Genomic DNA, 12,266 nt, shown 5'->3' on the forward strand with positions numbered 1-12,266 from the left:
GAATGGTGCTGAAGTACTCCCTTTCACTTGAATAACCGGGATATCTAATTGTGCTATAATCGGATGATCTTTGTCTTTTGAAATAACCCGTTTGATTTGATTGTCAGATGTTTCGTCTTTTGAAAGATGAATATAGCTAGAAGGAGCTGTTCTATGAGCATCTTTTTCAGTGGTTGCATATTCAGAGAAACTCGCTTGAAGATATGGAAGTGCTGCTGTAATTAGCAATGCGATAACTGTAAGCATAAGGGCATTTCCTTTTACACGGTACAACAAGTGAGATGTTCCAATGATGTTAATTCCTTTATAGTAGTTCGGTTTATTTTTTTGTGCACGTTTTAGCAAATACACAGTTAAAGAACGAAATAATAAATATGTTCCAATCGCAACAAGAGGCATAGAAAGCATTGCTGCCCCTTTAAACATAAGCCAATAACTACTTACTAGTAAAATAATCGAAATTAAGGCAGAAACGATAGATGCTTTCGGTACTTTCTCCCCTTTCTTATCAGCTTGGAATAATTCAATTAACTTGAAGCGATATATTAAAAGATACGACTGAAGAGATGTAAAAATTGTAATGACCGTAAATGTAATAGTGGTATTCATAATCGCTTCCATTGGAATACTAAAACTAACATCCACCGGAGCACCTACAAGCTTAAGGAGCAACATGATAAACAATCTGGATAATATGATGCCTAATACGAGCCCGCATATTAAAGTGATAGCTCCGATAATTACATTTTCAAAAAACAGCATTCTTGCGATGATTTTTTTTCTCACGCCAAGTAGGGAGTACAGACCTACTTCTTTTTTACGTTTTTTCGTGAAGAATGCATTAGAATATCCGATGAAAACTGCTACAAATCCTATTAAAACGAAAGAGGTCTGTGACATTGTATGTTCCATATTATTAACGGCGTTTTTAATCTCTTGTGTATACAATAGTGAGTTGAAAGTGTAACAAATTAAAACGCTCACCACCATTGAGAAAAAATAGAGAAGATAGTTATTTAAATTCCCTTTAATATTTTTTTTCGCTAAACTAAATAACGTCACTTGTACCACCTCCAAGAATGGACAATACATCTAATATCTTCTTGAAAAATTCTTTGCGGGTAGAATTACCCTTTACGAGTTCCGTGAACAGAGTCCCATCTTTAATAAAGAGCACACGTTTACAATAGCTAGCTGCAAATGCATCATGTGTTACCATGAGGATGGTTGCTTTATCTTCTCGGCTTAAATTTTGTAAGCTCTCCAATAAGTCTGCTGCCGATTTTGAATCGAGTGCTCCTGTCGGCTCGTCAGCTAAAATTAAGCTGGGTTTAGATACCATTGCTCGTGAAGCAGCTGTACGTTGTTTCTGCCCTCCTGAAATTTGATACGGATATTTATCTAAAATGGAATGAATGCCAAATCGCTCTGAAATCTCGTTAACTCTGTTTTCTATTTCTTGTACATTCATTTTTGCTAGTGCAAGTGGCAGCAAAATATTATCTTTCACTGTTAACGTATCTAATAAATTGTAATCCTGAAAAATAAAACCAAGTCTATCCCGCCTAAATGCAGATAATTGTTCTTCTTTCATGTTTAGTATGCTTGTTCCATCAATTAAAATCTCGCCGGTTGTCGGCTGATCTATGGTCGCCAAAATATTTAAAAGTGTGGACTTCCCGGCACCTGAAGGTCCCATAATTCCAACAAACTCACCTTCGCGAACAGTTAAATCAATATCATGTAATGCGGTAAACGTATTTCCTTTTGCTCCATATATTTTTTTGATTTGTTTTGCATCTACTATTGTTTTCATATATATAATTCCTCCATTAAAGTAGTTATTTTCTTTTTACAGGTTTTAGTCTGTATCCTCTCGTAATCGTTATATAATATCCAGCTCCCCTTTATTCTCCCTGAGGGACAGCAACCTTCGAATAGACACGAACAGTTAAAAGATAATAAGCTACATATATAATGATATAGGAGAGAACCGTATATATGACAGGCCAAGGAATCCCCAATGTAACTCGATTATAGTATGAAGCCAACACGACTACGGCGTGACTAATCCCTAACAGTAAAGGGACGCTGAATATAACGAATATTTGACTTGCAATAGATTTAATAATTGTGGAATCCTCCATGCCAATCTTTCGCATTAAAGTAAATTGATTTTGGTCATTATATGCCTCTGTTACTTGTTTGAAATAAATCATACTCCCTGTTGCTACTATGAATGCGAGTCCCATGAATAAACCCATAAATAAAAATATTCCACTCAGATCGATACTAGTAGCAAGATTTGCCCTGAAGTGTGCATGGCTAAATTTATTTTTTAATTTCATAAATTCATCAGCTAACTCAGTAGTATCTCCTTTAATTTGATACAAGCTCTTAAAAGATAACTTTGTCTTTTTCTTCATTTGATCGAAGGTTATATCATTGACAACAATTAGATTGGGTAGAGATGTATGCTCCTGTACTCGCTCAATCGTGACGGGGAATGTTTCATTTCCTACTTGTAAATCCCCCCTTTTGTTTACTAATTGTTGTCTTTTTGCTGTATTTACTCTTTCCATAATTGGAATAATATGATTTAGCGGAATTTCTTTTATTGTCTCGTCTTTTTTGTTTAAGGCCTCCATCCAATCGTTGTAACCAGTAACAGAAATTAAGGTTACTGTTTGAGAACTCTCTTTAGAAGAATCGTCATGCAAAAGTAAGAAAGAAGCTGGTACTTGTCCTTGTATCTCTTCAATCCTTTTTTGACTTACAATTGCATTCATCCCCACTTTTGCTAAAAAGAGCTGGTTAACTAACCAATCCGTCTCTTCCGTAGAGCCTTCTACTTGATAGTTAATAGATGAGATATTTTGTTTTTTTTTATTACCCGAGTATATAATGTTTGTAAAACCAACTATCGCTATCGTACCAGCTATTAAAAGAGCAATCATTGTCATAATATTTATTTGTGTAGATAAACGGAAGTGTATGTGTGATATGCTAATGAGATTCGCACCCTTATAGTAGAATGATTTGTTCTTTTTTAAACGATGTAAGCATGTTGGCAATAAAAAACGGATAAATAAGTACGTCCCTGTCCCCATACATGTAACTACAACAATGACAAGAATGGGCGTAGGTAGTTTATACCAAGGAACTGTTGGTGTTTTCGGCACAATTACTAAAACATAGCTTAATATGAGAAATACTATGCCAATTATCGCTAAAAAAGGGCTTGATTTTGGCTCTTTTTCTTGTTTTTCTGTAGCTTTAAATAATTCTATGAGACCAAAACGATACACAATTCGATAGCTATTAAAAGATGTGATACCTAATAAGATGAAAAATGTAATTAGTGTAATCATAAGAGCTTCAGGGGGGAATAAGAACGTATAGGTGCCTTCTATTCCCATGAAAAGAAATAAAATCTTCTGGAAAACTCCAGATAGCAGGACGCCGCATGCGATACCGATAAGGAGAGCAATCGTGCCCATCAGTGAGCTCTCTAAAAACATCATGCGTCCTACTTGTCCTTTTTGAAGCCCTAACAACAGATACAACCCGATTTCTTTTTTTCGTGTGTGGGTAAAGAAATTACTAGAATATATTAAAAAAACAGAAACAAATATAATAAGTAAAAGAGTACCACCTATGAGAATATACTCTACACTACTTGATTCTTGGACTAAGGTAACAATGTGTGGCTCATATCTTAATGATAAAAAGGTGTAAAAAATGATGATACTCATAACAAGTGAGGCAAAATAAAGCAAGTATTGTTTGAAATTTCGCGTTACATTCCGTATAGATACTTCAAATAACGTCATGTGTATCTCCCCCGATCTTGGCAAGCATATCTAATATATTTTGGAAAAATTCTTTTCGAGTGCATCGTGCACGTTTCAGTTCTTCGAATACAACACCATCATTAATAAACAAGATACGCTTGCAAAAACTAGCTGCATATGCATCATGCGTTATCATCATAATAGTGGCTGTGTGTACTTCATTTAAATGCGTCAAGCTCTCCAAAAAGTCTTGGGCAGACTTTGAATCAAGGGCACCTGTCGGCTCATCTGCAAATATGAGGCTTGGTTTTGTCACAATAGCACGCGACGATGCCGTTCGTTGCTTTTGCCCCCCTGAAATTTCACTTGGAAATTTATCTAATAAGCCGTAAATACCGAATGTTTGTGCTACCTCTGTTACTCTTTTTTCAATTTCTTCTGCACTCGTTTTAGCTAATGCTAAGGGTAAGGCGATATTTTCACGAACTGTTAGCGAATGTAGTAAATTGTAGTCCTGAAAAATAAATCCAATTTCTTCTCTGCGAAACTTTGTCATCTCTTTTTCATTCATTTTGTCCAATTGTTTTCCCGCAATCAGAACTTCCCCTGAAGTTGGGTGATCAATGGTAGATAACACATTTAAAAGAGTAGATTTTCCTGCACCTGAAGGTCCCATAATTCCGACAAATTCACCTTCCCGTAGCATTAAATCAATATCATTTAATGCTATAAATCCATTCCCTTGTGCACCATACACTTTCTTGATTTGCTTTGCTTCTAGTATTACTTTCATATATATAATTCCTCCATTAAAGAAGTTATTTTCTTTTACAGGCTTTATTCTATATGATGTAACCCTTCAATAACCTTACAATTGTTTAGGTTAACCTTACAATTTTGTCACCTTACAACAAATATCCCTTTTCCCTTTATTTTTCCCACTATAATGTGATATAGACGATTATGTCATCGTAATTTCATCCAGCAGTATGAACACGTAACTTATAACACAAATTATTATTAATATAAGATTTTGGGGGAATAACTATGAAAATAATGATTATAGAAGACGAAAAAACAATTAGAGATATGTTGGGAGAGACAATTGAAAAATGGGGATTTACTACAGTAAAGGTGGAGGATTTTGAACAAGTATTATCGATATTTTTAAAAAACAATCCTCACCTTGTACTAATGGATATTAATTTACCATCATTTGATGGATTTTACTGGTGTAATAAAATTAGAGAAACTTCAAAAGCGCCGATTATTTTTCTTTCATCTCGTAATACACCAATGGATATGGTAATGGCAATGAATATGGGCGGGGATGATTTTATTAATAAACCGTTCCATACAGATGTTTTAATGGCAAAAATTAATGCGCTCTTGCGTAGGGCGTATACGTATATAGAAGACATAGAGTTAAATGTTATTGAGCATGATGGAATTGTGCTCAATCTTAAAACCTACAATGTGTCTTATGTAGATGAAGCCATTACACTAACTAAAAATGAATTTATTATTTTAAAACTTCTCATGCAAAATAAAGGAACAGTTGTGAGCCGAACAAAGATAATGCGCCGTCTTTGGGCTGATGAAAGATTCGTGGACGAAAACTCCTTAACCGTTAACATTACACGGATACGCAAAAAAATTACTGCCCTCGGTAAGGACGGCTTCATTACTACTAAGAAAGGATACGGGTATATCATATTATGAATTTTTTTCAATATATAAAAGATAAACGATTCTTTTTCATACTGTACTTCATCTTTATGTTGTTTGTTTCATTAATTATGGTTGTAAATGATAGTCGGGTTCTTGTGATTAAAAATCTGTTCTATACTCACGTTATTTGTTTCCTCTTCGTAAGTCTATATATTACTATTGGATATTATTATCGGAGATCTTTTTACCTGGAGCTAAATAATGTAATAGAAAACCAAAAGGCAGACTTCCCTATAGAATTGATTGCAACACAAAATTATGAACAAGCTTTATATGTCAAAATGATAAAAGTAGTAAGAGATAATCATTCTAAGCAACTTCAAAAGTTGATTCACGAGAAAATAGATCACCAAGATTTCATTATGTCTTGGGTTCACGAGGTAAAGCTTCCAATAGCCGCAAGTAACTTACTCATTGAGAACAGTACAGGAAAAACAGTAGATTATCTTGTAGATAAGTTTGAAGATGAGCTGAACAAAATTGATAATTATGTGGAACAGGCTCTTTACTATTCACGGATTGACTCGTTTTCAAAAGACTATTTCATTACAGATGTACAGTTAAATCAAATCATTAAACAAAGTGTAAAAAAATATGCCAAAATTTTCATCACGAAACGAATTCACTTTCATATGGAGGAAGTACAGAAATTCGTTCAAAGTGATAGTAAATGGCTAGCATTTATCATAGACCAAATTACTGCAAATGCTTTAAAGTATGTAAATGAAGGTGGAGATATTTTTTTCCGTTTTGAGGAGGATCATAAAGAAAAACGATTGCTTATTCAAGATACAGGCATTGGGATAAAGCAAGAAGATATACATCGTGTGTTCGAAAGAGGATTCACAGGTTCTACTGGAAGAACACATACAAAATCTACTGGAATGGGACTGTACCTTGTAAATCAAATGGTTTTGAAATTGGGACATGATATTTCTATTCAATCACAAGAAGGAAAATATACAAGTGTTACTATCCATTTCCCCAAAATAAGAAATTACTATCATCTCCTGTGAAGAGTAGACCAGGAATGCAATAATCTTAAAAATTATTAAAGTATTTCTATATGTATAAAGAGTTACCCCATACAGAAAGACACCCAAAGGTTATCAAAAGTTCTAATTCGCCTTTTTTAATCTCCTACAGCAAAAAGGGCGAAAATCTCATCAATATGAGAAGAAAACAGTCTTTGATATATTAGGTGTCGTTTACGATTGTACCATGATGATAATCAAGCGGAATTTTAATTAAAGAAGATTAGTTTTAACATATACTAATTACACATGAATTAATAAGGAAACAAAGAACGGTTCTGCTTTTATTAAACCGGAAAAACTTCAATTTTTGTTGGATGTGAAAACCTACGTTCTAATTCTTTTTTAATCTTATTAACAGCAAAAACTTCTGAAAAGGCATGAACTCTAGCTACCTTTTTTATAGCAGTATTACCTGTGACTAAAATATAACTTACCGAATACAATGAAATCATATATTCACCCTTTCAATGTAACATGTTGATATAATATATGATCCTTATCTTAATCCTATGAAAGAAATATATATTTCTTAAAATATGCTTTTTTAAACCGGTGCTAACTTTCTCGTAATCATTATGATTATTAGAAGTATTTAATACAGTTATGACTTTAAATTTCACAAAATTAATGTAAAGATTCCTTTTTAATTTATAGCATATACTTAACTAAACACTAATGAAAAAAAGCCTCTTTTCTCGTTGAAAAGAGGCTTTTTACCGTATCATATTAAGTTATTTGGGTACTAGTAATAGTAAGTAATGTACTGGGATACAATTTATTTACTATGCAATTAAGTATAACATGTTTAAATCCTAAAAGACTGTGTCAAATTTACGAATAAATATAATATCAAAAATACTTATAGCTAACCAAGTACTAAAGTTAAGCTATTTTCATATTTCTGCAGTTGACTAAAATTCAAATGAAACTTTAAATTGAGACTAATTATCCAATGTTCTTATCTCTTCGGGAGTTTCTTTGTATTTTTTATTTTCTTTCAACAATCTATAAAATTCACTTTTTAATATATTTTTTTCGCGCTCTAGTTTCTTTTGATGCTTAGTCAATTCATTTATACGCTTCGCTCTTTCGTGTATTTTTAAATACATACTTATACCCTCCCCCATTAAGTTATGTTTAAATATATGAAGTTTTTGTACAAAGGAAGCTTTTTTCTGGTGGCTAACAACTCTATTTGAAGGCCCTTTTGGTTAAGAGATGGAAATAGTATTTTTGGGGGTTATCAAATATTCTTAAAGAAGAAAAAAGATTCCATTGGAAAATATGGACGGAGAATCAAGAATCGAAAAAAGCTGGAAGCATCTATGTGTTTGAAGAAAAACAAGGGTTTCTAGGCGTTATTTCTGTTTGGATGAGTCAACATGTAGTAGTCTTCATGTTGCGACAGGGACCTTACTCCTCCCTTATTGCTTAAAAACAAAAGTAGTTATATTTTTACAACATATCTTTCCGTTATTGTTACAATAAAAAGTCTATGAATATACAAATATCTCCGGCTCATTTCCTCTTATTCTTAATTAGTATCCACTTCAAGTACCAGATATTTTTGAGAATGCATATCCCGTCTCTGGTGAATGTGCCAAAACAGCCGAAATCAAAACATCATCTTGTTACTAATTGTACTTATACTCTCAGTAATTATTGATAAGAAAAAGGCAGGTAAGTCTTAATATAGGTTTAAAGACATAACAACGGTATATTATAGCTGTTGTTATGTTATTTTGTTTTATTTAATAATAAAGGGATTTTAGGGAAGTGGCGGGATCTCGTATAAGAATTAAATGTAGACTAATGATTAGGTATTTTGTTTTTATATTAATTAATATGGTACGTGAAATTTTATATTAACTTGTTAAAATCCCCCCATAGGTCTTACGCCTATGAGAGCTACCTGAGGGCATTTAGACTTTCGACTTCATTCTATTGAACAGGCTTTCACCATGCATGAGAAACATAATGAATCAAAACAGACAATTATAATAAAAAATTCTTTAAACCCTTACTGAATGGAAATACGTGTCGGACGACAGTAATTTGGAAAGTTTAACGACAATATATTGGCAATTACAAAAATTTATCTTATAAGAATCCAAAACATATACTCATCAACTTGAACGTGGAAAGCACATGAAATTTTGTTCATTCGAATCAAATCATCTTAAATTATAAGATTTTCTTTTGTTTTCCAAATCCATAATATCAAAGACTGGTTCTGCTCATATCAATTAGATTCCCGGCATTGTTGAGGAATCTAGATAATGATTTTTCCCTTTGCATCATACGTTTAATCTCTAACAGTACCATTTGATATAGACCCTTGCAGTAAGTGGCCAATGAGGTCCGTTACTTTTTCGCCAGAACCTGCATGTTTAATTTCCGTATGCTACATGATAAATCTTTTCTAACAAATGACAAATAAAAAAGCAGTTCATTTATTAACTGCTTTTTTTTGAGAATTTACTTTTACATTCCCAACCTGTGATTCGGCCGAGATACATATAAGAACAGAATTATCGTAATACAAATTAATATGTTTTTTTCCTAGTCGCCTTTATGGAGAGATGGGAAAAGAAGCCCTTTATAGATTTGATACTGTAATGGAAATAGCATTATGTAATAGATGAATCCAAAAAACAATCCAGAAAGCAGATATTGTACTCTTAACTTTTTTCGTTCTTTTTTTGATATACCCAATACGCATAGTTGTATAGTAATCCGATTAATGATGTACCAATTATATACGTGATTCCAAATTGATGATTTAGTCCAAATATAATTGATGCGATTAAAATAATAAGGTAATCGTGATTTCTAATAAAAGGAATGTAACTCAATATCAAAAATAAAAGCACCTGGAAAACAAGTGTTTCAAATATAGGTGCAAAAATTATTCCTACTAGAAACTGTAAGATAATAGGACCTTGCATTAATGGGTTCTTTTGTACTTCTGGTAAAAACCAATCCAATGGCATCGCAATTAAAAAGGTCCATATTACTATTAATAAAACAAACCAAATTCCAGTTAAATCTGACATAAATCGATTCATCTTTCCTAACATAATTTCTCTCCTTGTTGTTATTATTTTATGAAAGTATAATCTGTACCTCTTACATTAAAATTTTACTATCCAGAAATAAAATCCAATTTTCTAAATACAAATTTCCAAATTGGCTCTTCTCTTGTCACAACAGAAGCCCTACCTACCATCCCTGTATGTAACGTCTTTAATTCCTTTGTATTGATAGTTGCTTCCAATTCATACATATAAGTTTTTGAATTTTTATCCAAAATAGGATGGGCAGATATATAAGTTACAGTCCCAACTTGCTTATCGGTCTTTTTTAATTTAAAGGAATACTGTGCTTTGTCTCCTTTTTTTATCCCTTTTACTTCTTGAGCAGGCATTAATATCTTTATCTTTTTGATATTTTCCTTTGGAATAATCGATATTAACTCTTGACCTGAATCGACTAAATCACCTGTTTGTAAAATAGAGGGAAATTGTATAATACCATCCTTTTGTACCTTTATAACAGTCGTTTCACCTTGATGATGTAAGCTATCCATGTCTTGTTTTCCTTCCTTAACTGATTCAATTTTACTTCTTTCATTTTCTAATGTTACTTTTCTTTGTTCTACTCTTTTTTCTACATTAGTTTGTTGCGTCTCTAATGATTGAATCCATTTGTTCTGGAATCCAGGCATTTGAAAAAATCTATACAACGTATTCTGCACAGTATAAACTAGACGTACTTAATTATATGAATGAGAATGGGACGTCTTCAAATGAAACAGCCGTAATTTTTAATATTCCTTCACCTGCACTTATTAGAAAATGGCGCACTCAATTACGTACACAAGGAATAGACACCCTTGCATCAAAGAAGAAGGGACGTCTATCCATGACTAAAAATAATCCAAAATCAAACACCAACTGAAGGATCAGTTGAGGAGTTACAAACTGAATTAGAGCGTTTACATATGGAGAATGCTTATTTAAAAAAGTTGAATGCCTTAGTTCAAAACAAGGAAAAATCACCAAACAAGACAAATCACAAGTAGTCTATGAACTGAGGACCGATTTTTCAGTGAAAGCACTTCTGAAATTAGCAGAAGTCCCACGCAGCACGTACTATTACTGGGTAAAAAACTTCAATCGCTCAGATAAAGATAGAGAATTAAAAAACTTAATTCAAACGATTTATGACGAGCACGAAGGTCGCTATGGATACCGTCGTATTCGTGATTAATTGACGAATCAAGGACACAAAGTCAACTATAAAAAAGTACAACGAATCATGAAAGAGTTAGGTTTGAAGAGCCTAGTTCGTATGAAAAAATATCGCTCTTATAAAGGGAACGTAGGTAAGGTCGCGCCAAATATTTTAGAACGTACCTTTATAACTGAAAAGCCTAACGAAAAGTGGGTTACAGATATAACAAAATTTAAATTATTCGGCGAGAAGCTCTATCTATCACCGATGTTAGATTTATTTAACGGGGAGATTATTGCTTATACAATCGGTTCAAAACCAACTTATTCACTTGTTTCGAAAATGTTAGAGAAGTCCTTTCAACGATTAACAAAAGAAGATGAACTCTTGATTCACTCGGATCAAGGGTTGGCAGTATCAAGTGAAGAAGTATCGTCATGCCCTACAAGAACATAAAATTACTCAAAGTATGTCTCGCAAAGGGAACTGTTACGATAATGCGGTTATAGAAAGTTTCTTCGGTATTATGAAATCTGAATTTCTTTATCTCAAAGATTTTGAGAGTATAGAACACTTTAAACAAGAACTTGAAAACTATATCAATTCTTATAATCACAAACGAATTAAAGCAAAATTAAAGGGCGTGAGTCCAGTGCAATACCGAATTCACGCCCTAATAGCCTTAATGAAATAACATGTCTAACTTTATGGGGGCAGTTCATTTGGCTAGCTGCTTTTTTAGTACAGACACATACTTATTAGCAGTTACATAAACTATTTTGAACCTTACTTTTCGCATCATTCAATTGTTCATGACTCACAAACATAACATAATGAATGACGGCATTTTATAAAACGAGCACTATGGCACAAGTGCTCGATTTTATAAAATGAAATTTTCATTAAATTCACTTCTGTATACTGTCTACTATCTTGTTTATACTATGACTGTAGCTTTAAATTACACAGTTATTACTTGCAAGACTTGAACTACTCACCACTTAACGTCCTAACGGGCTGTTTGAAGTGGGAGATTCCTGCGAACACCGATTATCCACCGGTTATCTTAGCAGGCTCTACCCGTAGTCCCTACGGTGAGAACATAAGTATCTTGTACGTTGACTCACGACACTCCCTACTTTAGCTTGGTTTTCGCAACTTCGGCAAGTGTGGGCGATAGAACGTTGAAGATTTTACGGTTGCAACGTTTTTCTGCAACCAACCTCATATCTTCAGTTTTCAAAGAGCAATCTGTACAAGTAAATGATAGCAAACATGTTGGCCTATGCCAACCGACATTCATCTCCCACCTACAATTGGTGTTTCACACCTTCACATTTTTGAGGAAGGAGTCTTCTATCGGAAAACGATAAATTTCTTTTGTGTAATAATTAGTTAACTTATTACGCTGACTACTTTGTGACGCATAACAAAATATGTTCTGTGTTTGCATTTCATTTTCTAGAAT

8 protein-coding genes and 4 pseudogenes are annotated in these 12,266 nt (G+C 33.2%); 4 read left to right on the plus strand and 8 right to left on the minus strand.

Going from position 1 to position 12,266, the window contains the following annotated elements; genetic code table 11:
• The 4 genes from BM089_RS29585 to BM089_RS29600 form a co-directional block, all read right to left on the minus strand.
• On the minus strand, positions 1-1,062 hold a 1,062-nt coding region (locus tag BM089_RS29585; RefSeq protein ID WP_139213361.1), incomplete at its 3' end, for an FtsX-like permease family protein.
• The gene (locus BM089_RS29590) at positions 1,049-1,816 is read right to left on the minus strand and encodes an ABC transporter ATP-binding protein (RefSeq protein WP_090979045.1); all 768 of its coding nucleotides are present in this window, start codon (positions 1,814-1,816) and stop codon (positions 1,049-1,051) included. The genes BM089_RS29585 and BM089_RS29590, both read right to left, overlap by 14 nt.
• Positions 1,817-1,907: 91 nt before the next feature.
• Positions 1,908-3,833, minus strand: a complete 1,926-nt coding sequence (locus BM089_RS29595) for an ABC transporter permease (RefSeq protein ID WP_090979048.1) — start codon at positions 3,831-3,833, stop codon at positions 1,908-1,910.
• Positions 3,820-4,587, minus strand: coding sequence for an ABC transporter ATP-binding protein (locus tag BM089_RS29600; RefSeq protein WP_090979051.1), 768 nt, complete (start codon positions 4,585-4,587; stop codon positions 3,820-3,822). Before BM089_RS29600 ends, BM089_RS29595 begins: the two co-directional genes overlap by 14 nt.
• A gap of 254 nt (positions 4,588-4,841) precedes the next feature.
• Here BM089_RS29600 and BM089_RS29605 point away from each other — a divergent pair, with 254 nt between their 5' ends.
• Positions 4,842-5,516 (plus strand): response regulator transcription factor, encoded by a 675-nt coding sequence (locus tag BM089_RS29605; RefSeq protein WP_090979054.1) that lies wholly within the window; start codon positions 4,842-4,844, stop codon positions 5,514-5,516.
• Positions 5,513-6,541 carry a sensor histidine kinase gene (locus tag BM089_RS29610; RefSeq protein ID WP_090979057.1) on the plus strand — a complete coding sequence of 343 codons (1,029 nt, stop codon included), beginning with the start codon at positions 5,513-5,515 and terminating at the stop codon, positions 6,539-6,541. The genes BM089_RS29605 and BM089_RS29610 overlap by 4 nt, the downstream gene beginning before the upstream one ends.
• A 305-nt stretch (positions 6,542-6,846) precedes the next feature.
• On the opposite strand, the gene BM089_RS31290 is transcribed toward BM089_RS29610, so the two are convergent.
• Both BM089_RS31290 and BM089_RS31295 read right to left on the minus strand, forming a co-directional pair.
• Positions 6,847-7,014: a hypothetical protein gene (locus BM089_RS31290; RefSeq protein WP_175495713.1), complete on the minus strand. Its 168-nt coding sequence runs from the start codon at positions 7,012-7,014 to the stop codon at positions 6,847-6,849.
• A gap of 489 nt (positions 7,015-7,503) precedes the next feature.
• On the minus strand, positions 7,504-7,671 hold the full coding sequence (locus BM089_RS31295; RefSeq protein ID WP_175495714.1) for a hypothetical protein: 168 nt from the start codon (positions 7,669-7,671) through the stop codon (positions 7,504-7,506).
• 109 nt (positions 7,672-7,780) lie between these two features.
• On the opposite strand from BM089_RS31295, the pseudogene BM089_RS31700 reads away from it, so the two are divergent.
• Positions 7,781-7,907 (plus strand): annotated as a pseudogene (locus BM089_RS31700) (YdhR family protein); the annotation flags it as partial.
• Positions 7,908-9,161: 1,254 nt separating this feature from the next.
• Here the strand turns inward: BM089_RS31700 and BM089_RS29620 are convergent.
• Positions 9,162-9,642, minus strand: a pseudogene (locus BM089_RS29620) (CPBP family intramembrane glutamic endopeptidase).
• Between the two features lie 65 nt (positions 9,643-9,707).
• Positions 9,708-10,265 (minus strand): annotated as a pseudogene (locus tag BM089_RS29625) (HlyD family efflux transporter periplasmic adaptor subunit); the annotation flags it as partial.
• Between the two features lie 8 nt (positions 10,266-10,273).
• On the opposite strand from BM089_RS29625, the pseudogene BM089_RS29630 reads away from it, so the two are divergent.
• Positions 10,274-11,492: pseudogene (locus BM089_RS29630) on the plus strand (IS3 family transposase); the annotation flags it as partial.
• Between the last annotated feature and the right edge of the window lie 774 nt (positions 11,493-12,266).

It is taken from the genome of Bacillus sp. 5mfcol3.1 (assembly GCF_900114335.1).
In the GTDB taxonomy this organism is placed as follows: Bacteria; Bacillota; Bacilli; order Bacillales; family Bacillaceae_G; genus Bacillus_A; species Bacillus_A thuringiensis_S.

Bases quoted from the DNA above. Each gene is read 5' to 3' on its own strand.
- BM089_RS29590 (WP_090979045.1), bottom strand. From the start codon at position 1,816: ATGAAAACAATAGTAGATGCAAAACAAATCAAAAAAATATATGGAGCA.
- BM089_RS29600 (WP_090979051.1), bottom strand. From the start codon at position 4,587: ATGAAAGTAATACTAGAAGCAAAGCAAATCAAGAAAGTGTATGGTGCA.
- BM089_RS29605 (WP_090979054.1), top strand. From the start codon at position 4,842: ATGAAAATAATGATTATAGAAGACGAAAAAACAATTAGAGATATGTTG.
- BM089_RS31295 (WP_175495714.1), bottom strand. From the start codon at position 7,671: ATGTATTTAAAAATACACGAAAGAGCGAAGCGTATAAATGAATTGACT.
- BM089_RS29610 (WP_090979057.1), top strand. From the start codon at position 5,513: ATGAATTTTTTTCAATATATAAAAGATAAACGATTCTTTTTCATACTG.
- BM089_RS29595 (WP_090979048.1), bottom strand. From the start codon at position 3,833: ATGACGTTATTTGAAGTATCTATACGGAATGTAACGCGAAATTTCAAA.
- BM089_RS31290 (WP_175495713.1), bottom strand. From the start codon at position 7,014: ATGATTTCATTGTATTCGGTAAGTTATATTTTAGTCACAGGTAATACT.